General features: G+C 38.6%; 19 protein-coding genes and 5 tRNA genes. 7 read left to right on the forward strand and 17 right to left on the reverse strand.

Annotated elements, in window-relative coordinates; all coding sequences use genetic code 11:
* Nucleotides 1-16 precede the first annotated feature (16 nt).
* The 8 genes from H4J38_RS07370 to ccoN form a co-directional block, all read right to left on the reverse strand.
* Nucleotides 17-679, reverse strand: a complete 663-nt coding sequence (locus H4J38_RS07370; RefSeq protein WP_182131001.1) for a sulfite exporter TauE/SafE family protein — start codon at nt 677-679, stop codon at nt 17-19.
* Nucleotides 680-683: 4 nt separating this feature from the next.
* The gene (ccoS, locus tag H4J38_RS17160; protein WP_259365436.1) at nt 684-959 is read right to left on the reverse strand and encodes a cbb3-type cytochrome oxidase assembly protein CcoS; all 276 of its coding nucleotides are present in this window, start codon (nt 957-959) and stop codon (nt 684-686) included.
* On the reverse strand, nt 956-3,355 hold the full coding sequence (locus H4J38_RS07380; protein WP_182131003.1) for a heavy metal translocating P-type ATPase: 2,400 nt from the start codon (nt 3,353-3,355) through the stop codon (nt 956-958). The genes ccoS and H4J38_RS07380 overlap by 4 nt, the downstream gene beginning before the upstream one ends.
* Before the next feature lie 42 nt (nt 3,356-3,397).
* Nucleotides 3,398-3,898: a FixH family protein gene (locus H4J38_RS07385; RefSeq protein WP_182131005.1), complete on the reverse strand. Its 501-nt coding sequence runs from the start codon at nt 3,896-3,898 to the stop codon at nt 3,398-3,400.
* A 177-nt stretch (nt 3,899-4,075) separates the two neighbouring features.
* Nucleotides 4,076-5,059, reverse strand: a complete 984-nt coding sequence (gene ccoP, locus H4J38_RS07390) for a cytochrome-c oxidase, cbb3-type subunit III (protein WP_182131006.1) — start codon at nt 5,057-5,059, stop codon at nt 4,076-4,078.
* Complete coding sequence (locus tag H4J38_RS07395) at nt 5,052-5,252, reverse strand: cbb3-type cytochrome oxidase subunit 3 (protein WP_404842597.1); 201 nt, start codon at nt 5,250-5,252, stop codon at nt 5,052-5,054. Before H4J38_RS07395 ends, ccoP begins: the two co-directional genes overlap by 8 nt.
* A 2-nt stretch (nt 5,253-5,254) precedes the next feature.
* The gene (gene ccoO / locus H4J38_RS07400; RefSeq protein ID WP_182131007.1) at nt 5,255-5,899 is read right to left on the reverse strand and encodes a cytochrome-c oxidase, cbb3-type subunit II; all 645 of its coding nucleotides are present in this window, start codon (nt 5,897-5,899) and stop codon (nt 5,255-5,257) included.
* Between the two features lie 9 nt (nt 5,900-5,908).
* The gene (gene ccoN / locus H4J38_RS07405) at nt 5,909-7,330 is read right to left on the reverse strand and encodes a cytochrome-c oxidase, cbb3-type subunit I (RefSeq protein ID WP_182131008.1); all 1,422 of its coding nucleotides are present in this window, start codon (nt 7,328-7,330) and stop codon (nt 5,909-5,911) included.
* 764 nt (nt 7,331-8,094) lie between these two features.
* On the opposite strand from ccoN, the gene H4J38_RS07410 reads away from it, so the two are divergent.
* Nucleotides 8,095-8,700, forward strand: a complete 606-nt coding sequence (locus H4J38_RS07410; RefSeq protein ID WP_182131009.1) for a hypothetical protein — start codon at nt 8,095-8,097, stop codon at nt 8,698-8,700.
* A 127-nt stretch (nt 8,701-8,827) separates the two neighbouring features.
* Here H4J38_RS07410 and H4J38_RS07415 read toward each other — a convergent pair whose 3' ends face one another.
* A complete protein-coding gene (locus H4J38_RS07415) occupies nt 8,828-9,448 on the reverse strand; it encodes a LysE family translocator (protein WP_182131010.1) in 621 nt (206 codons plus the stop codon).
* Nucleotides 9,449-9,714: 266 nt separating this feature from the next.
* On the opposite strand from H4J38_RS07415, the gene H4J38_RS07420 reads away from it, so the two are divergent.
* The 3 genes from H4J38_RS07420 (at nt 9,715) to H4J38_RS07430 (ending at nt 12,287) form a co-directional block, all read left to right on the forward strand.
* Nucleotides 9,715-9,984, forward strand: coding sequence for a DUF4266 domain-containing protein (locus tag H4J38_RS07420; RefSeq protein ID WP_182131011.1), 270 nt, complete (start codon nt 9,715-9,717; stop codon nt 9,982-9,984).
* Nucleotides 9,975-11,318, forward strand: coding sequence for a DUF3570 domain-containing protein (locus H4J38_RS07425; RefSeq protein ID WP_182131013.1), 1,344 nt, complete (start codon nt 9,975-9,977; stop codon nt 11,316-11,318). The genes H4J38_RS07420 and H4J38_RS07425 overlap by 10 nt, the downstream gene beginning before the upstream one ends.
* Before the next feature lie 66 nt (nt 11,319-11,384).
* Complete coding sequence (locus H4J38_RS07430) at nt 11,385-12,287, forward strand: FAD:protein FMN transferase (RefSeq protein ID WP_259365437.1); 903 nt, start codon at nt 11,385-11,387, stop codon at nt 12,285-12,287.
* Nucleotides 12,288-12,385: 98 nt separating this feature from the next.
* Here the strand turns inward: H4J38_RS07430 and H4J38_RS07435 are convergent, their stop codons facing one another.
* Nucleotides 12,386-13,507 (reverse strand): DUF3083 family protein, encoded by a 1,122-nt coding sequence (locus H4J38_RS07435; RefSeq protein ID WP_182131015.1) that lies wholly within the window; start codon nt 13,505-13,507, stop codon nt 12,386-12,388.
* 228 nt (nt 13,508-13,735) lie between these two features.
* Between H4J38_RS07435 and H4J38_RS07440 the strand changes: the two genes are divergently transcribed.
* Nucleotides 13,736-15,385, forward strand: coding sequence for a M28 family metallopeptidase (locus tag H4J38_RS07440; protein WP_182131017.1), 1,650 nt, complete (start codon nt 13,736-13,738; stop codon nt 15,383-15,385).
* A 202-nt stretch (nt 15,386-15,587) separates the two neighbouring features.
* Here H4J38_RS07440 and H4J38_RS07445 read toward each other — a convergent pair.
* From H4J38_RS07445 to H4J38_RS07465, 5 genes are all read right to left on the reverse strand, one after another.
* A tRNA-OTHER gene (locus tag H4J38_RS07445) sits at nt 15,588-15,674 on the reverse strand.
* Between the two features lie 60 nt (nt 15,675-15,734).
* Nucleotides 15,735-15,821, reverse strand: a tRNA-OTHER gene (locus H4J38_RS07450).
* A gap of 61 nt (nt 15,822-15,882) precedes the next feature.
* Nucleotides 15,883-15,958, reverse strand: a tRNA-Asn gene (locus H4J38_RS07455).
* Nucleotides 15,959-16,028: 70 nt separating this feature from the next.
* Nucleotides 16,029-16,104: transfer RNA gene (locus H4J38_RS07460), tRNA-Asn, on the reverse strand.
* A 58-nt stretch (nt 16,105-16,162) separates the two neighbouring features.
* A tRNA-Asn gene (locus H4J38_RS07465) sits at nt 16,163-16,238 on the reverse strand.
* 558 nt (nt 16,239-16,796) lie between these two features.
* Between H4J38_RS07465 and H4J38_RS07470 the strand changes: the two genes are divergently transcribed.
* Together H4J38_RS07470 and uvrB are read left to right on the forward strand one after the other, a co-directional pair.
* Nucleotides 16,797-18,170, forward strand: a complete 1,374-nt coding sequence (locus H4J38_RS07470) for an MATE family efflux transporter (protein ID WP_182131019.1) — start codon at nt 16,797-16,799, stop codon at nt 18,168-18,170.
* Entirely contained in the window at nt 18,170-20,170 is a 2,001-nt protein-coding gene (uvrB, locus tag H4J38_RS07475) for an excinuclease ABC subunit UvrB (RefSeq protein WP_404842598.1), read from the forward strand. The genes H4J38_RS07470 and uvrB overlap by 1 nt, the downstream gene beginning before the upstream one ends.
* 128 nt (nt 20,171-20,298) lie before the next feature.
* On the opposite strand, the gene H4J38_RS07480 is transcribed toward uvrB, so the two are convergent.
* Nucleotides 20,299-20,781 (reverse strand): glutathione peroxidase, encoded by a 483-nt coding sequence (locus H4J38_RS07480; RefSeq protein ID WP_182131023.1) that lies wholly within the window; start codon nt 20,779-20,781, stop codon nt 20,299-20,301.
* 255 nt (nt 20,782-21,036) lie between these two features.
* Nucleotides 21,037-21,897: an NAD(P)-dependent oxidoreductase gene (locus H4J38_RS07485; RefSeq protein ID WP_182131025.1), complete on the reverse strand. Its 861-nt coding sequence runs from the start codon at nt 21,895-21,897 to the stop codon at nt 21,037-21,039.
* Between the last annotated feature and the right edge of the window lie 41 nt (nt 21,898-21,938).

Raw genomic sequence — 21,938 nt, forward strand, 5'->3', positions numbered from 1 at the left:
CACCATATTAGATACTTTATTTAAATGCAATCAGTATAGTATAAATGCCGTATGAAATTATTAAAAGGGCAGCCAGCTTTCTAAAGAGGGCATGGCTTAATAATGATTTAATACTTATAGTGCCTAATGATACTGAAAGTAAGGCAGGTAAGGTGCCAAGACCAAAGAAAAACATGATTAAAGCACCATTAAATACATCGGCACTCGCCAACGCCCAAGTGAGCGTAGAATAGACTAAACCACAAGGTAGCCAGCCCCATAATGCCCCTAACGCGAAAGCACTTCGTATGTTTTTAATAGGAATAAATTTTTTAGTGTGTGGTGAAATATGACGCCAAATATTTTTGCCTAAATGCTCGACGCGGCTTAACCACATTAACCATTGACCTAGATGCAAACCTAATAAGATAAGAAAAATACCCGCGATAGTTTTTAATATAGCTACGGGAAAGCCAATGTTTTTTGCGGCCATTGAACTGGTTAATGCGACTAGCGCGCCAATGACACTATATGAGGCAATACGGCCGAAATTATAAGCAAATATAATGGCGTATTTTTTATGACGTGAAGTATCGGATATCGCGGTGGTTAACATGGTACTGATACCGCCACACATAACTACACAATGGCCTGAGCCTAATAACCCTATAACAAAAGCGGAAAAAAAATCAAGATTCATGAGGTTATTTTTCTACCTGTTTACTTACTTGAATTTTTGGCTCATTGCTAGGGTTTACTTGGCTTTTGTCTATCTGATTTTCGTTTGGCTGACTTTCTTTTAGCGCAGCGTTGTTGACTTTATTATGATCGTTTATGTCATTTTCATCATCAAATAAAATGCTCATACCTTGCTTTTCTAAGTCATCAAATTGCTCAGTTTTTACCGCCCAAAAAAATAGATAAATACCGATAGTGGTAAGTAAAATGGCAATGGGAATTAATACGTAAATTATACTCATTTTTTCAAAAGCCTTAATGAATTGCTCACCACTAAAATTGAACTTGCCGACATACCAATTACCGCCATATAAGGTGCAATATGCCCAGTAACCGCTAGTGGTAATACAATCGCATTATAACCGAAAGCCCAAAGATAATTTTGCTTTATAATTCGCGCGGTACTTAACGATACCTGCCGCAATGTTTGCACGCCTTTAAGCTTGTTGTTAAGTAGTATCACATCAGCACCGTTTTTAGCAATATCGGTACCACTGCTCATAGCAATCGATAAATGTGCTGCGCCCATAACAGGACTGTCGTTTACACCATCGCCTATCATAGCGACAGTGTGTGTATTTTGTTGCAGTTTTATAGCATTAACTTTGTCTTGAGCAGATAAATTAGCTTGTACATTATTGAGCTCCAATGAGGCTTGTAACTTATTACAGCCTTGCAGGTGATCGCCAGATAGCATAGTGGTTTTAATGTCGTGAAGATGTAGAAACTCAATCAATGCTTTAGCATCATCGCGCAAGCTATCATGTAGATAAAATTCAGCAACTAAGTCTTCACCTTGCATCAATACACATTGCGCACTATCGGCAATGTTATCGTTATTGCTCAGTAACCATGAGCTTTTACCAATGCGATAATGTTGGTTGTTAACTTCGCCAGAAATACCAGCACCAGGGGCAACCACAACTTGAGTTGTAGTTTGGCTAAAATCACGAAATGGGGTAAATGCCTTTGCCAAGGGGTGAGCCGAATGCGCTTCTAATGCCGCTGCAATGGCTAAAACTTGTTGTTGTCCTTCTGGCGCATTTTCCTTGGCAAAAACACCATAAGTTTTTACCTCAGCAATGGTAAATTCACCGGTAGTTAAGGTGCCTGTTTTATCAAATGCCACGGCATCAATTTCAGGCATAGTTTCCAGCACGTGTGCTGATTTAATCAAAATGCCTTCGCGATTAAGGCGGGTAGTTGCACAAGTTAATGCGGTTGGTGTTGCTAATGACAAAGCGCATGGGCAAGTAACCACCAAAACAGATAAGGTGATCCAAAATGCTTCTGTTGGTTCATGCTGTACCCAATATATTGCCGTAACGGTGGCAACAAAGAGAATAAGCGCAACAAAATATTGGGCAATTTTATCTGACAACTTCGCCAATTTAGGCTTATGACTTTGGGCGTTTTCACTTAAGCGAATTAATTGGCTTAAAAATGACTCTTGGTTATTGTGTTTAACTTTTGCGGTTAAGTTACCATCGCCATTTATTGTGCCAGCGTAGATGTTATCAAGCGTTGTTTTATTCAGCGGCAGTTGCTCACCAGAAAGCATAGCTTCATTGATTTGACTACTACCAGTAACTATTTCGCTATCAGCAGGCACTGTTTCGCCCGGCTTTATTAAAATAATGTCGTCAGTTTTTAAATGAGCTGCCGAGATAAAACGTTCAATGCCTTGTTCAATTTTAGTGGCGGTCATCGGCATTAATTTTAATAAGTTTGCCGAAACGTCAGCCGCGCGACTGCGGGCTCTAAACTCAAGAAATTTGCCGATAAGTAACAGAAAGGTGAACATGGAAACAGACTCGAAATACACTTCACCTTTTTGGCTAAATGTTGCCCAAGTACTAGCAAGAAAGGCGAGGCTAATAGCAATAGAAACTGGTACATCCATTGAAAGTTGTCGAGCTTTTAGAGCAAAAAAAGCGCTTTTATAAAAAGGATAAGCGCCATAGGTAACAATAGGAATGGTTAAAAATAAGCTTGCCCAGCGTAAATACACGACATTGTGCTCAGCCATATCTGCAAAAGCACCAAAGTACAAACCAAAGGCGATCATCATCACTTGCATCATTAAAATGCCAGAAATACCTAAGCGCCTAATAAAATCTTTTGCTTGTCTTTTGTTTATTTTCTCAGCCGTACTGGCTTTAAATGGTAGGCCGTGATAACCAATTTTATCGATTAAACTGAGTATTTCGCTAAGTTTTACTTGGCTCTCTTGCCATTGCACGGTTGCTCTTTGTGTAGTGGCGTTAACATTAATTTTATTAATGCCATCGAGCTTACTCACTTGCATTTCTATTAACCAAGCACATGCTGAGCAACTTATGCCCTCAATGGTTAATATAGTTTCTTTAAAACCGTCATGATAATAGGCAAACTCATTTTGTAGGCTTTCATCATCAAGAATTTCATTGCGCTGCAATTGTTCAGGTACTAATACTTCGCCTTTTTGTGCTGGCGCACTGCGAAAACGGTAATAATCAGTTAAATTATTGTCAACAATAGTTTGAGCTACAGCTTGGCAACCTATGCAGCACATAGGTTGGTTTATGCTTCTAATATTGGTTATTAAATCAATGCCATTGGGCACAGGCTCGCCACAATGAAAGCAATCTATGCTCATTACGCTATTCTCATCAATCTATTGTCATTAAAAAAAGACGCATTAATTTGCTTCAGCTGTATTCGGTGTTATCGCAATAAAGTCGGATTGAGGTAGGGTGATGACTGCTTGAATTTTCCAATGATTTTCAAAAGGACTAATGGTTAATTGCCATTTACCTGATACATCTTGGCCGGGTTCAAATAGATGAGTAAAATTACCATTGCCATCAGCGGTTAATGCTAAATAGAAATCTCTATCAGCTAAAGTAGGATGATAAAAATTGACATTTAATAATGGGAATTCTTTTTCAATACCCGTTGGACGAATAGTAAGCTGATCATCAACAAGCTTTAAACCAAAGCGCATGCCTAGTTTTTGAGCTTGTTTAATTTTACCCAACTCAAGGTTAATGGCTTTACCTTTTTTATAATAATCTCCGACCACAAGTGTGTCAGGATTAGTATTGGCAATAATGAAAGTGGCGATACCGGCAACTACCGCTGTAAAAGGCAATATAAATACAAACCATGCCCAAGGCTCTTTATACCAAGCTGTTTTCATGAAAATTTCTTCTTTGCTGAAAGAGTGCATATTATACGGCTTTTCTAATACAGGAACTATTAAAAAACTGTAATTTAATAAACTTTAACTTTAGCTTAAACCAAAAAAAACCTCGGTAAATTAAGCACCAAGGTTTTGTTATTTTTAAGACTAAGTTAACTCATAAGGCGTTAACTTTTACTCTTGAGATAAGCTATAAACATAAGCACTGATCACATGAATTTTTTGTTCACCTAGGATTTTATCCCACGCTGGCATAATACCAGCACGGCCATTAGCAATTGATGATTCAACAGCTCGCTGCGAACCACCATACAACCAGATGTTATCAGTTAAGTTAGGCGCACCTAATGCGATGCCCATTTCTACACTACCTTTACCTTCACTGCCGTGACAAGCCGCACACATGGCAAATTTAACTTTACCAGCTTCTGCTGCTTTAGCATCAACTTCACGACCACTTAAGCTCAGTACAAACGCTGCTACTTCCTTAACACCTTGTTCGCCACCTAATGCCGCACTCCAAGCTATCATGCCATTTGCCTTGCGACCATGGATGAGCGTAGCTTTGATCATTTCAGGTGAACCACCGTATAACCAGTCTTGGTCAGTTAAGCTAGGAAAGCCAGTTGCGCCGCCTGCGTCAGAACCATGACATTGTGAGCAGTTTTGTAAAAATAACCGTTGGCCAACTTTACGTGCCGAAATTGCTTCATCATCATTAGCGGTTGCTAAATCAATAATTTCACGTTTGGCATAGGCTTCAAAAATAGGACCATATCTTTTATCAGCAGCAGAAATTTCACGATCGTACTGTACTAACATGCCAGCTTCTTTCGCGTCTATAACACTCACTTTTGATTCTGATAAATTCAAGATACCTTGATTCGAGCTTTTCCAACCTAGTAGGCCTTCAAAATTACCTAAACCAGGGTAAAGTAGTAAATAACCAAAACCCCAAATAATAGTTAATAAGAAGAAAGTACTCCACCATTTTGGTAGTGGGTTATTTAATTCTTCAATACCGTCAAAAACGTGGCCTGTAGGCTCACCTTCTTCAACGCCAACAAAGTTCTTTAAGCAATAGCGCAACAGTAAATAACAACCTACTAATGTACCTAAGGTAAGAACGGTAATCCAAATACTCCAGAAGCTAGACATTATTATTAGTCTCCTGTTTGTTATTTTTGTCAGTGTGTTTTATTTCAGTTTCAATTTTTTCTTCAAAAATTGAATTTGCCGCTTCATCAAACGCCGATTTACGTTTTTTTGAATATGACCAAATCACAATAACAATAAATAATGCCAATATTAATAGGGCAATTAACCCTCTAAGCGTGCCGTAATCCATCATAATTATTTCAACGCATGACCAAGAGACTGTAAATATGCAATTAATGCATCCATTTCTGTTTTACCTTTAACGGCTTTTTTTGCACCCGCAATTTCAGATTCAGAATAAAGTGGAATAGCATTACCTTGCTCGTCTTTGTGGCTACGATTACGCGTTAAAAAGTTAAATGTTGATAACTTTTTAGCGGTTAATTCGCCATCAAGGGTATTTTCAGCTAACCACTTAAACGAAGGCATATTAGACTCAGGTACAACTGAACGTGGGTCAAGTAAATGCGCAAGATGCCAATCGTCACTATAACGACCACCAACACGGGCTAAATCAGGACCTGTGCGTTTTGAACCCCATAAAAATGGATGTTCCCAAACATGCTCTCCGGCAACTGAATAATGGCCGTAGCGTTCAGTTTCCGCACGAAAAGGACGGATCATTTGGCTATGACACACATTACAGCTTTCGCGAATATAAATATCACGACCTTCCATTTCTAGCGCGGTATAAGGGCGTAAGTTATCAACCGGTGTGGTGGTTGCTTTTTGGAAGAACAACGGCGTAATTTCAACTAAACCACCGATGCTGATCGCAAGAATAGTAAAAATAGCAAACAAGCCAACATTCTTTTCAAATTTTTCATGTTTATTTTTCATTGTTGCCTCCTAAGTTATTTCAACTGGCTTAAGACTATTGTCTTTAGCATAAATTGTTTTGAACATGTTGTAAGCCATAATCAAGAAGCCAACAACAACCAATACACCACCAACAAAACGCATGAAGTAGAATGGTTTCGAGGCGATTAAGCTTTCAACGAAGCTGTAAGTTAATGTGCCATCAGTGTTAACAGCTCTCCACATTAACCCTTGCATTACACCTGAAATCCACATAGCGACGATATATAAAATAATACCCGCTGTGTGCAGCCAAAAATGTACGTTGATCAAACGAATGCTATACATGCGACCCTGATTAAATAACACAGGAATTAAGTGGTACATGGCACCAATTGATACCATAGCAACCCAACCTAGGGCACCTGAATGCACGTGACCAATAGTCCAGTCAGTGTAATGTGAAAGTGCATTTACAGATTTAATTGCCATCATAGGGCCTTCAAACGTAGACATACCGTAGAAAGATAATGAAACAATTAAGAAGCGGAGGATCGGATCATAGCGAAGTTTATGCCATGCGCCAGACAGCGTCATAATACCGTTAATCATACCACCCCAAGATGGCAAGAATAATACGATTGACATAACCATACCAACTGACTGAGCCCAATCAGGTAGTGCAGTGTAATGTAAATGATGAGGACCGGCCCAAATGTACAAAGAAACCAATGCCCAAAAATGAACAATAGATAAGCGGTAAGAGTAAACAGGACGTTCAGCTTGTTTAGGTACGAAATAATACATAATACCTAAGAAACCAGCTGTTAATAAAAAGCCAACGGCGTTATGACCATACCACCACTGCATCATGGCATCGATAGCGCCAGAATATATTGAGTATGACTTCATCATAGAAACAGGAATAACCATACTGTTGCCAATATGCAATACCGCAACGGTGAGAATAAAACCACCAAAAAACCAGTTGGCAACATAAATATGAGAGGTTTTACGGTTGACCAAAGTACCAAAAAATACAATAGCGTAGCTAATCCAAACAACGGCAATTAAAATATCAATTGGCCATTCTAACTCAGCGTACTCTTTGCTTGATGTATAACCCATGGGTAACGTTATTACTGCAAGCACAATAACGGCTTGCCAGCCCCAAAAGGTAAAAGCGGCTAGTTTTCCACCAAAGAGCGTCGCTTTACATGTACGCTGCACTACATAATAAGAAGTAGCAAACAGTGCACTGGTACCAAAAGCAAAAATTACCGCATTGGTATGAAGTGGACGAAGACGAGAATAGGTTAACCAAGGTGTATCAAAATTTAGTGCTGGCCAAATTAATTGCGCCGCAATAAGAACACCTACAAGAGTACCAACGATCCCCCAAATAACTGTCATTACGGTGAATTGACGCACCACATTGAAGTTATAAGACGGATGATCAAGCGTTGTTGTCATTTTTTTTGTTCCGTTTACTAGGTTAGATTTTGCAATTTTGTATAAAAAAGATACTTTTTAATGAAAAATGCTGAGAAGCCATGATAAATGTTACACCCGAATACGAGTTTTTTCAGAATCTGTATGATTTTACCTTTCGCACATACTATAAATCAACCGTAAAGCTTGATTTAAATCAACAAAAATATTGCTGTGGCAGCAATATTGTTAAATAAGTTAATTACCCAATTTCAAATAATTGTTGTGCCTTTAAAAGGTTACCATTAAAAGTAGGCTAATTTAGTTAAAACAGCGAGTTAACTTGTGGCTGAATTTTACACAATAAATTTAAAAATAAATGTTAGATATTGTAAAGCGAGCTTCCTTGATGTTGGCAAAAAACAGCGCAGCGCTATTTATATTCGATGTCTCAAGCGATTTAAAGTTGAAATATCGATAACGTCAATATGAATTATATGCAAGCGTTTGTGATCAATTAATAAACATCACACTGAGTATATTAGGACGGAAACCAAGTTGGCTTCTTTATTCTCTTCAATAAGGCGTAATAATGTTGTCATTTTATTACTTACTCTCACTATATCTTTAAACACATCAGGATTAACACCGCGTTATTAGCACCGTAGTATCAGCAGAGCGTAAAATATAACGGCACTGAACTAAACAAACTTTGTTTTATCGCTAAACTTCATGAGAAAAAAGTAATAAACATCAATGAGGTTTGTGTATCATGTCTAGCAAGTATCTCGCTTTTAAATCAGCCAATGAATATTGACAAAAAATTATTGCCACGCACTTTCTCTTTCATTTTCTCTTGCACAGTATTATCACTGTTAGCAATACTGCTAATAGCCTGTGGTCCCCAAGATAAAGCTAGCACAACAGTGAGTGATAATATCCCACGCACTGCGCAGTGCATTGCCGAGCAAAGCCAATGTCAATTCGACTTAGCATCAGCATCAGGGCAAATTCAAGTGTTATTCGATGTTGAAAAAATAGTTGCTGAGCAGTCATTCACTATGGTGGTGAATTATTTTGGCGATCAAAAACTTACTAGCATTAGCGGTTATCTTGAAGGTGTTGACATGTATATGGGAAAAATCCCATTATTTATTGAAGCGCAGATGACAGAAAATTCGACAAATGACCAAATATCAGTGAATGTAAAGCAGCCAATAAATAACTCAAATCATTTAACACCCGTTATAAAACAAGATATTAAAGATGGTGTTAAACAAGTATTTCAAGCAGAAGTGTTAGTGGGTAGTTGTTCTGCACAGCAAATGACATGGCGTATTTGGTTAACCTTTACTACCAGTAAAAATGACACATTTACTAAAATGTTAACCGTGATGAGTTATCGTAGCTAACACACTGAACTAAGCTCTAAGCTCAAAGCTCAAAGCGTTAAGTATTCAACACTATTTTCGCGCTAGTAAAATAACCATGTCAGAAAAATAGTTACACCGATAAAACAGTTGAGCCAGTATATATCTGTCAGCTAGTGGCTAACCAAATTGCGACTAATATCATTAAACTTCCTGATATTTTATTCAATAATTGAACATTGTTTCTTTTGGTTAAAACCTTGCCGATAGTTTTTCCTCCGGTGGCATAAATGGTCATGCAGATAAATTCTGATACTAATATCACAGCAACTAAAATGCTTAACTGTGGCGCCAGTGGCAATGTTTGGCTAATAAAAGGGGGCAATAGCGAGATCATAAACGCCCAACCTTTGGGGTTGGCTATCGCGGTAAAAAAACCTTGCTGAAATAAACTACGTTTTTTAATCGACTGCTGGCATTGAGTTGAGTCGGTAGCCAGTTTGCCCTTAGTTCGCCACATGTTAACGCCCACGTATAATAAATACATCGCGCCAAGTATTTTAAAGCCTTGAAACAGCTGCGGAAGCTTAGCCATTATTGTAGCAACCCCGAGTACAGAAGCAATGGCTACGGTTGCCACACCTAAGAGCTCACCATACATCATCCAAAATGTTTTTCTCACCCCAATAGTAATACCTAAACTCATGGCTAATGTCATACACATGCCTGGTGTCAAACTAACAATAAAAAATGTTGGAATAAAAAGGCTAAGCAGGGTGAAATCAATCAAGGTTGGGTATCCAAAATAGTGAATAATTCGAAGATAATAACTTAACTTGGCTTATTAATAACATTTAAATTTAAGCTTTTTTATTAAATATTAGGTTTTTGTAATATAAAGCGCATAATACCAAGTGCTGTGAACAAATAATCCATGAAATTTCACAGAAAGTACCAAAATTTTCAATCATCAATTAACTCGTACCCAGTGTTAGCAAAACGATTCTTATCGACAAAGGCAGCAAGTTTTCAATTAATGTAGTCAGGAGTATTACTATGAAAATCAATAGTTTTAACCGCAATAGCTTTAGTGCTAATTTAGCTTCACGAACGGTTAAGTGTTCGTTGTTTTCAGCAGTAATTATTTTAGTAAGTGGTTGTTCATCACTAGGCGTACAGCCATGGGAACGTGATTTATTAGCAAAAGAAGAAATGGCACTAACATCTTCACCTATAGATTCAGCACTCGATGACCATATATATTTTAGTAAAGAAGCGTCAAGTGGCGGTAAAAGCTTTGGTGGCGGAGGCTGCGGATGCAATTAAATCAGAAAAAGCCGGCAATAAATATTAAGGCGGCATTAACTATTGCTACCTCGGCTTTGTTGGGCACAGTACCGGCTATCGCGAATGCTGCTAACGACTCAACCACAGTTACCAAAGCACAGCTAGAGTCTGCTTGGGATTTTGAAAGCGCATTTTTGTATTACAGTGAAGGCGATCGGGTATCAGCAGCTGAAGCTATTATTAGCGCACGCAAAACTTTTGCAAATGACGAAGTACTGAACCTCAAACTGACGATAGATTCACTAACAGGTGCCTCAGCTAATGGCGCAGCAGCACAGCCCAATGTGCAAACCTTTACCAGACCTTCAGGTAAAGGAAGTTATCAAACCAAAGCGGGTGAAACCCCGTTAGATGACACATTTAAAGATACGCGCGTACAACTAAACGCTCAGTGGACTCAGCCATTAGCGGCAAACTATACTGGTAGTGCTGGCGTACATATTTCAAAAGAATATGATTACCTGTCACTTGGTATTAACGGTAACCTTGCGTATGACTTTAATCAAAAAAATTCAACATTTTCAGTAGGGCTAAGCTATTTTCAAGACTCTTTCAAGCCTGAAGGTGGTATTCCCTTAGCCTTTGCATCTATGCCTTTGGCTTATGGAAACGACAGTGATACAGACAATAGCGTTAATAAAGCTGGCTTTGATGCAACGCGCAGAACCGACAGTGACGATAAAACAACAGCCGATATTATGCTTGGCTTCACGCAAGTTATAAATCGTAGAATGGTCATGCAGTTTAATTACTCTTATTCAAAAGTTGATGGTTACTTAAATGACCCGTTTAAGGTCTTAAGTTTGGTTAATAGCGAAGGAATTACGCAAGACTATCTTTATGAAAATCGACCTGACACTCGAGTAAAACAGAGCTTATTTGCACAAACTAAATATCATTTTGAGCAAAACGTAATTGATGTTTCTTATCGCTATATGTGGGACGACTGGGAAATTAGCTCTCATACTATTGATACAAGGTTGCGGATCCCATTGTCTAGTAGCAGCTATATCGAACCTCATTTGCGCTTTTATCAACAAAGTGCAGCCGAGTTTTATCAACCATTCTTAGCGCAAGCGAATTCAATGCCTGAATTTGCCAGTGCTGATTATCGTATAGGTGAAATGAGTGCATACACGGTAGGACTGAAATACGGCATGAAACTTAGCGACGGTAACGACTTGTCTTTTAGGTTGGAATATTACCGACAAGACCCTAAAAATTCCGGCCATTTAGCGCCAGATGCGTTAGCTAATGTTGATTTATATGAAAGCGTTGACGCGATAATCGCTCAAGTTAGCTATTCATTTTAAATGGCATGTCTGCACCAATACCCGTTAATAAATGCTTGAAAAGGCTTTAAGCAATGAGGATGTTACTTGAATAAAAGGTCGGTAAGAAATATTGAAGTAACAGTAACTGATGATGGCCATAGTATTTGTTTTGATGCAATGGCCAGTCCTTGTGAAGTACTAGTCGCTAGCAATGATAGCAAGCTGGCATTGACCTTAGGCAGGCTTATCGCTGATGAAGTTTGGCGTATCGAAGATAAATATTCTCGCTATCAACCGACAAGTGTTTGTTCAGCAATCAACAATAGTCGTGGAAAATCAATCCCTATAGATCAAGAAACCTACTTGTTATTAAACTTTGCTGATACTTGTTATCAACTCAGCGAGGGGGTGTTCGATATAACGTCAGGCGTGTTGCAAAAAATTTGGCAATTCGATGGTAGCAGTAATATTCCTTGTGCTGCTGAGGTAAAAAAGAGTTTAGAAAATATCGGTTGGCTCAACGTTAGCTTTGATGAACAGTACATAATCATGCCAGAAAACATGGAAGTAGATTTTGGCGGTATTGGCAAAGAATATGCGGTTGATAGAGCGATGATTATCGCCAATGAATTTACCGAGTTACCCGTATTAGTTAATTTAGGTGGAGATTTAGCCGCGAATAAGCCGCGTAAAGTCAACGTGCCTTGGCAAGTGGGCATTGAGCATCCAGGCTTCATAGAACGAAAACCTATGGTGGTCAGTTTATTACAAGGCGCACTAGCTACCAGTGGTGACGCCAAGCGATTCTTGCTCAAAGATAATGTTCGTTATAGTCATATTTTAAATGCTAAAACTGGTTGGCCGATTGTTCAGGCCCCACGTTCAATTACCGTTGTGGCACCGCAATGCATTCAAGCAGGTATATTAGCGACATTAGCATTAATGCAGGGCGCACAAGCTGAAAGCTTTTTGACAGAGCAAGAAATCAAGTTTTGGGCTATTCGTTAATATGCGCTCAAGTCTTATCCTTGATTTTTCAAGCGCTATCAAGATAAAACGTGCTGTTAAGCACGCTTTATCAAAGTAAAAAACTCAGTTACTAAATCTTATTCTTGATAAAAACCAATGTGTTGATGAAAACGCACGGTTAGCTCTTCTTGGTCGTTAATATATTCGAGCTTTTGAGCAATGCTATACAAGGTATGCTCTATTTGAATTAAAAATTTACCAAAGCCATGACTGGTTTTATCTTGCTCACTAGCAACAAAAACAAACTGCACATTGTCAACTAATTGATCTTCTGCCCATTTGCTAGTGTAACTGCCGCTGCCACTGGTATTTTTCGGGTTATAACTCAACATGATCAATTCACCATTGGTAATCGTATTTTCATCGTCACCACAGCGGACAATAGGTACGAGACCATTGGCAATAAAGGCGCCATTATTTAAATGATGTTTTTTAGCTGCACTAATAAAGGCATCAGCAATATAATTATAAAGCGGACTGTAGTTTTCACCTTCACTATGATCTAGCTCTACAAGTTTACGCAAACGGCGGTTAATGGGCATATCAACAATCGCGTAAGTTAATTCATCAGTATTTTTGGGCAATGATATATCGTCAGTCGCATAGCGATTAGAGATACTTCTTAACTTATGAACTTGATTACCCTCGACCCCTTTATCTTTAGCAAACAAATCATAAGTTAAGTGCTGATGATCACTGATGCGAACGTCTTGCGCCGACATACCGGTTTGTTCGATAAACTTACTAATTGCTTGGACGACTTTTTGGTGAAATTTTGCCGAGTTGTGTCTTACATCATCACCATTTGATAAAAATACTAAATGTATCTTACTGGCTTGCTTCTTAGCATCAAAATAAGCATTTTGGCTGTAATGGTAACGAGAGTTATATAAAAATAGAATTTGTTGCTCTGTTTGAGCGGTAAGTTTTTCAGGACTAAAGCGGATACGGGCAAATTTATCATTAGCGACAAACTGACCACTTTCAATATCAAGCTCGTCATTAATGTTAAAAAATAGTGTCGAAAGCTTTTTATAAAAGGCTAAAAAAGGTTGTTCATTACTATGATCAATCGGACCGGAAATTTTTTCTATCAATTTCTCGGTAATATTAAATTTAGCAAGTAAATATTGGTTTTCACGTGCTGACGATGGAATGTAAACTTTGTGTTGAACGCTTCTTGTACGAGAAATTTGCATAACAATTAACCTATGGATTAAAAACGTCCGTACAGTAGCAGTAATAATCATATGCAAAGATGATTTATATCAAAGATTAAATGATCTTTACTTAGCAACTCATAAATAATTACTAACAAAGTGATAAAGCCATATATCTAGCGTTTTATCACTAATACCGTTAATCTACGGAGGTCTAAATTCACCAAAAAATAATTAATTTGGTGAATAAACTTTAGGAGAATTAAGTTGAGTTATATTCGTGAAAAACGTCAGCAAATACTTTCTGGTGCTGGCGCATTACTACTTTCGATGAGTGCTTGTGCTCATGATAATTTTATTGAAGCTTATCAGTCGTTTGATATTGACGCGATAAAAGCTGATGTTAAAACCTTATCTTCAGATAAATTTGCTGGCCGTGAACCATCAACTGAAGGTGAAACATTAACAACCAATATGTTAATTTCGCAATTTAAAAAGCTAGGTTTAGCGCCTGGTAATGGTGATAGCTACCTTCAAGCTGTGCCGATGAATAGCATAGTAAGTGAGCCAGTTGGTACCTTGAAAATTGCTGATATAGCCTTTGATTTCCCTAAAAACTATGTTGCCAGCTCGCGCCAAACTCGTGAACAAATTAGCCTGGAAAATTCTGAGTTAGTTTTTGTCGGTTACGGTATCAACGCCCCTGAGTATCAATGGAATGACTATAAAAATATTGATGTAAAAGGTAAAACTGTTGTCGTGCTAGTTAATGACCCAGGTTACGCCTCGCAAGACCCAGCATTATTCGATGGTAATACTATGACGTATTATGGCCGTTGGACTTATAAATACGAAGAAGCGGCTCGCCAAGGCGCAGCAGGCGCTATTATAGTGCATGAAACTAAACCGGCAAGTTACGGCTGGAATGTTATTGAAAGTAGCTGGACCGGCGCACAATATCATTTACCAGCAAAAGAAGTAAATGAGCCAGTTGTTGATGTTGAAATGTGGATCAGCACCGAAAAAGCCCATGAGTTAATGGCGAAAGCGGGTTTAAATTTTAATACCTTAAAAGCACAAGCGTTATCGAAAAACTTTAAAGCCGTGCCACTTAAGCTTACCGCTGATATCAAAGTTAAAAATAGCATCACAGATTCAGTATCTAATAATGTAGTCGCCACCATTCCTGGCCGCATTAGCCCTGATGAGCATGTTATCTACATGGGGCATTGGGATCACTTAGGCTCTACCGTTATTGACGGCAAGAAAGTTTTCTTTAACGGCGCACATGACAACGCGACAGGTACCGCAGGTTTAATGCATATTGCCAAAGCCTATAAAGTATTAGATAAACCCCCTGAACGTTCAATAACCTTTATGGCTGCAACAGCAGAAGAACAAGGCCGTTTAGGCTCTCGTTATTTTGCAAACCACCCAACCATGCCGTTAAATAAAATAGTGGGTTTGATTAACATGGACAGCCTAGATATTTCTGGCTTGAAAAAAGACTTAACCGTAGTGGGTTTTGGTAAATCTGAATTGGAAGACTACTTAGCAAAAGCCGCTAAACGCCAAGATCGAACATTAACACCAGAGCAAACGCCAGAACGTGGTTATTACTATCGTTCTGACCACTTTAGCTTAGCAAAGAAAGGCGTACCGGCATTAAGTGCTGGTGGTGGCTCTGTGTGGCTTAATGCTGAACAAAAAGCCATTGGTGAACAAGTGTCTGCGTTAGTGGCTAAGTGTTATCACCAAACCTGTGACGAATATAACGAAAACTGGGGTTGGCAGGGCATGGTGGCTGAGCTACAAGTTTTCTTTGAAACCGGCTTTATGTTAAGTAACACCAAAGACTGGCCAAACTGGCATGAAGGTAGTGAATTTAAAGTTACACGCGATGCCATGATGAAGTAAGTTATTAAGATATAAAATATCAAGACAGGGCTAGATGAAAATCTAGCCCTTTTTTTTATGCGAAAATTTCGATGACAAACGCATATTTAATAACAGCACAGTCCGTTGATCTACCAACTGAGCTATTGAGATTTCTAGGCTTGTCTTTGTTTATCAAACTTCAGACGAAAAAAAACCTGCTAAATAAGCAGGTTTCTTAATTTGGCTCATCAACCTGGACTTGAACCAGGGGCAAACGCATATTTAATAACAGCACAGTCCGTTGCTCTATCTGCTGAGTTATTGAGGAATTGTTCCTCACCATATTTTAGACGAAAAAAAACCTGCTTAACAAGCAGGTCTCTTAAAGTGGCTCCTCAACCTGGACTTGAACCAGGGACAAACGCATATTTAATAACAGCACAGTCCGTTGCTCTATCTGCTGAGCTATTGAGGAATTGTTCCTCACCATATTTCAGACGAAAAAAAACCTGCTAAATAAGCAGGTTTCTTTAATGTGGCTCCTCAACCTGGACTTGAACCAGGGACAAACGGATTAACAGTCCGTTGCTCTACCAACTGAGCTATTGAGGAATTGTTCTTTTCACTATTGTGACTACTGTAACCGTTTTTACTTTAATATAAAAACCATCACATCTTAATGTGGCTCCTCAACCTGGACTTGAACCAGGGACAAACGGATTAACAGTCCGTTGCTCTACCAACTGAGCTATTGAGGAATTGTTCTTTTCTAATATAACCGCTAGCAATAAAATTGACAGCCATTACTTAATAATTTGGCTCCTCAACCTGGACTTGAACCAGGGACAAACGGATTAACAGTCCGTTGCTCTACCAACTGAGCTATTGAGGAATTGTTTTGAAAGCCGCTATTGGCTAACGGGGCCGAATATTAAAGGCCGCATGTCAGACTGTCAACACAAAAGTTAGAAAAAAATCAATTTATTGGTCGTTTGCTCAAATAGCAGGCATTGTTAACAGCATTTCTTCACTTTTTGATGAATAAACACTCAATACAAGTTTGGGTAATTAATTAACATAGTTATCCACTTATTCTGTGGATAACTATGTGAGTTAAAGTGTAAGTTTACGTAAAGTGAACGGTAGAATGCGGCTTGTAGTAAAATGGACTTTTATTGATTTGTTCATTAATGTTCTTTAATAACAATTGGTTATTGTTTATATGTTGAGTTTTTGTTCATGCTCGTGTGTTTTTTGTGCAAGCGTGATATTTCGTACATTTACTGTGTATTTCTACGAAGAGCAGGGTAGGCTAATTTAAGACAGCTATATTATTTTTTATTCAAATTAGTAGTTTATTATATGAAATAAAATATATACGTAGCGAGTCCTATCACTATCTTTTACAATGGCAGATGCATTCGATTTATCACTTATTTTGAAAAAATTAATGACAAAAACTAAAAATATTCACCAAATAAACCTACTTAAAGATCCCGTAGCACCGACGTTAAAAACTATGACCATTCCGATGATTTACGGCATGATTTTGTTGATGACTTTTAACTTAGTGGATACTTTCTTTGTCGGTTTGTTAGGCACCCAACCTTTAGCCGCTATTAGTTTTACTTTTCCTATTACCTTCACCGTGATCAGTTTAACCATCGGCTTAGGCATAGGAACGTCAGCAGTTATTGCAAAAGCGCTGGGTAAAGGTGACAAAGCATCGGCAAAGAATTTAGCCACAAGCTCATTATATTTAGCGGCAATCATAGTAGGTATTCTTGCGGTTATCGGTTACTTGCTTATCGACGAAACCTTTTTGCTATTAGGCGCTAGCGAGGCATTGCTCCCCTTAATTCATCAATATATGGATCTTTGGTTTTTAGGTTGTATTTTGTTAATTGGTCCTATGATCGGCAACGCAATTTTACGTGCAGATGGTGACACCAAAACACCCAGCATAATTATGGGCAGCGCAGGCTTAATAAACGCCATATTAGATCCTATTTTTATCTTCGGCTTTGGCCCAGTACCTGCGATGGGCATTCAAGGTGCAGCAATAGCGACATTAGTATCTTGGGTATTTGGTTTAGGCTATGTTCTCTACATTTTAGCGGCTAAGCGTGGCTTAATTCATACCCATTTAATGTCAATTAAAGACTTTATTTGCTCGTCACGCGATATTTTACATATTGGCTTACCCGCTGCTGGCGCTAATATGTTAACCCCAGTTTCTTCGGCGATATTAACCGCCATTGTTGCTGAATATGGCGTGTCAGCTGTGGCCGCATTTGGGGTAGGTTCAAGAATTGAATCTATTGCTTGTTTAGTAGTATTAGCACTTTCAATGACCTTACCGCCATTTATTAGCCAAAACTTTGGTGCTGGTAACATGAAGCGTGTTGAAGAGGGTTATAAAACCTCAATAAAATTTGTTTTAGCGTGGCAGGTATTTATTTATGTCGTGCTGGTATTAGCCGCCCCGTTTATTGCTGATATATTTTCTAAAGAGCAAGCTGTAGCCGATATTATTAAACTCTTTATTTGGATTTTACCTTTAGGTTATGGTCTACAAGGTGTGATAATTCTAACTAATTCATCATTTAACGCGCTGCATAAACCTATGGTTGCATTGGTGTTAAGTGTTATTCGATTATTTATTTGCTATGTGCCTTTATCTTATATGGGCAGCTTATGGTTTGGTTTAGAAGGCTTTTTTATCGGAGCTTTACTTGGCAATGTAGTGATGGCAGCTATTTCATATAACTTGTTTAGTAAGCAATGTGAAAAAGATCGTGTCACGGCAGAGGTTATTGCTTGATGAAAGCGTTAAAAATACATTCAGATTATATTCCCAGTGGTGATCAACCCACCGCAATCGCGAAATTGCTTGATGGTATTGAATCAGGCTTAGCACATCAAACCTTGTTAGGAGTAACTGGCTCAGGTAAAACTTACACCATCGCTAATGTGATTGAAAATCTTAATCGTCCTACCATGATAATAGCGCCAAATAAAACCTTAGCAGCGCAACTATACGGTGAAATGAAAGATTTTTTTCCTGATAATGCCGTTGAGTATTTTGTTTCTTATTACGATTACTATCAACCAGAAGCTTATGTACCAACTACAGATACTTTTATCGAGAAAGATGCCTCTATAAATGAGCACATTGAACAAATGCGGCTATCGGCTACCAAGTCACTGTTGGAGCGTAAAGACGTCATTATAATCGCTTCTGTGTCGGCTATTTATGGCTTGGGTGACCCCGACTCTTATTTAAAAATGATGTTGCACATTAGTGTGGGCGATATTATTAATCAGCGCGATATTTTAAGACGCCTAGCTGAGTTGCAATACACCAGAAATGACGTGGCATTTCAACGTGCTACTTATCGCGTGCGCGGTGATGTAATTGATGTATTTCCTGCGGAATCAGACCGCATGGCTCTGCGCATTGAATTATTTGATGAAGAAATTGAACGCATTAGCGTATTTGACCCACTTACCGGGGCGGTTGAACGCACAGTTGCTCGCGTAACCGTTTATCCTAAAACGCATTACGCGACCCCTCGTGAAAAAATATTGGCTGCCGTAGATAAAATCAAAATTGAATTAAAAGACCGAGCAGCACAGCTAAAAGAAAACAATAAACTCGTGGAAGAGCAACGAATTGTGCAACGTACACAATTTGATATTGAAATGATGACAGAGCTTGGTTATTGCTCAGGTATAGAAAACTATTCTCGCTACTTATCAGGCCGTGGGCCAGGAGAAGCGCCTCCAACTTTATTTGATTATTTACCTAGCGATGGCTTGTTAATTATTGATGAATCACACGTCACCGTGCCGCAAATTGGCGCTATGTACAAAGGTGACCGTTCACGTAAAGAAAACCTTGTTGAATATGGCTTTAGATTACCTTCTGCACTTGATAATCGACCTATGAAGTTTGAAGAATTTGAAGCCTTATCGCCGCAAACTATTTATGTATCAGCAACGCCAAGTAATTATGAACTTGAAAAATCCGCTGGGGAAATTGCTGAACAAGTAGTTCGCCCAACCGGATTACTTGATCCACAAATAGAAGTGCGTCCTGTTGAAACGCAAGTTGATGATCTACTTTCTGAAATACGTAAACGTGTAAAAATTGATGAGAGAGTATTAGCCACAACTCTAACCAAACGCATGGCGGAAGATTTAACCGATTATTTAGACGAACATCAAGTTAAAGCGCGTTACTTGCATTCCGATGTAGATACCGTTGAACGCGTAGAAATTATTCGAGATTTTCGTTTAGGAAAGTTTGACGTGCTAGTAGGCATTAACTTGCTGCGAGAAGGTTTAGACATGCCAGAAGTATCGCTTGTAGCGATTCTTGATGCTGATAAAGAGGGCTTTTTACGCTCAGAACGCTCACTTATTCAAACTATTGGCCGAGCAGCACGTAATATTAATGGTCGAGCAATTCTTTATGCTGGGCGCATTACTGGCTCAATGCGTAAAGCGATTGACGAAACCGACAGGCGTCGCGAAAAACAACATCAATATAATCTTGATAACAATATTACCCCGCGTGGTGTTAGGCGTAATATTTCAGATGTTATGGATCTTGATGGTGGTAAAACTCGCGCGGCAGCAGCATTAAAAGCGGCAGAGCCTGCTTCAGAATATGAAACATTAACCACCAAACAAATTGACGTGAAAGTACAAGAGTTGGAAAATATGATGTTTAATCATGCGCAAAACTTAGAATTTGAATTAGCCGCGTCAGTGCGAGATAAAATTAAACATTTACGCGATTTACAGCTGGTAACTTAGACGAGAAATAAAACAAGAACACTTATTAGCACGGCTATTACTTATAAAGGATATATAAATGATATATAAGTAAAATATAAGTGCTAATAAGTGTAAAGCTAGCGGTTAATTACAAACAAAATAACTCATTAGAGTATTGCTGCAATATCACTGGCAATATCGGCGGGCTTAGTACTTGGACTATAACGTTTTATTACTTTTCCTTGGTTATTAACCAAGAATTTTGTGAAATTCCACTTGATGCTTTTACTGCCTAAAATACCTGGCGCTTCGTTTTTCAAATGCTGATATAAAGGGTGAGTGCTTTCGCCATTAACTTCTATTTTACTAAAAAGCTCGAATGAAATATTAAAGTTAAGATCACAAAATTTTTTAATTTCACTGTTATCACCTTTCTCTTGTTTACCAAATTGATTACATGGAAACGCTAACACTTCTAAACCTTTATCTTTATATTCTTGGTACAAATTTTCTAAACCTGCGTATTGTGGGGTAAAACCACAGGCACTAGCCGTGTTAACGATTAGCAGGGTTTTGCCTTGATATTTAGTAAAATCAACGGCTTCATTTTTATAATTATTAGCACCAAAGGTGTAAATAGCTTGTGTCATAATATTTAACTGGTCGGATCAATGATAAAAGTAGAATAAGTTAAATGGTTGAGATTAACAAGATTTACGCGCTACATACTAATTTGGAGGAGAAAGTATTTGCAGGCTAGAAATATCTTCAGGCTAGTTATCGCTGGCGTTTAATTGATTATAAAATTTTGAGTATAAAAATAAAAATAAAAATAAAGCTAAAACAAACAGACGAACTAGTGCGAAAAGTTCCGTCTGAGTGTTTAAATACGTTGAGTTGAGCTGTTATAAACGGGTAAGTAAGCTCGAGGTGTCCCAACGCTTACCGCCATTTTTTTGCACATCGGCGTAAAATTGATCGACTAACGCGGTTAACGGCAAAGTAGAGCCATTATTTTTGGCTTCAGTAAGCGCGATATCAAGATCTTTTCGCATCCAATCAACCGCAAATCCGAAATCATATTCGCCTTTTATCATGCTTTTATGACGGTTATCCATTTGCCAAGACCCCGCAGCACCTTGACTTATAACTTCAATAACCTGTTCGCAGTCTAAGCCAGCGTTTTGTCCAAAATGTAACGCTTCAGCTAAACCTTGTATAACACCAGCGATACAAATTTGGTTCATCATTTTGGCTAATTGGCCGCTACCCACAGCGCCAAGTAATTTACTGAATTTGGCATATGACTGCATCGCGGTTTCAACAGCTGCGTATTTAGCTTGTTCACCACCTACCATAATTGATAATTGGCCATTAACGGCACCCGCCTCACCACCAGAAACAGGCGCATCTAGAAACGCTAAATCAATAGCCGATGCTTTTTGTGCTAATTCACGCGCAACACTGGCCGAGGCTGTAGTATGGTCAACAAGAATAGCTTTAGATTTCATACCTGCAAATGCGCCATTAGGCCCTAAAACTACTTGGCGTAGGTCATCATCATTACCAACACAAACAAAAACTATATCGCTATCTTTCGCCGCTTTTGCCGGTGTGCTAGCCATGGCTCCACCGTATTGTTCTACCCAGCTTTGAGCTTTAGTTGAGGTGCGATTATAAACCGTTACTTGGTAACCCGCTTTTTGCAAATGCCCCGCCATAGGAAAACCCATAACACCTAAACCAATAAAAGTTACTTTTTGCATATTGTTCAACCTACTACATTTAAATTTGTTAAATTTGTTAA

Source organism: Colwellia sp. BRX10-3, from assembly GCF_014077505.1.
Taxonomy (GTDB): domain Bacteria; phylum Pseudomonadota; class Gammaproteobacteria; order Enterobacterales; family Alteromonadaceae; genus Cognaticolwellia.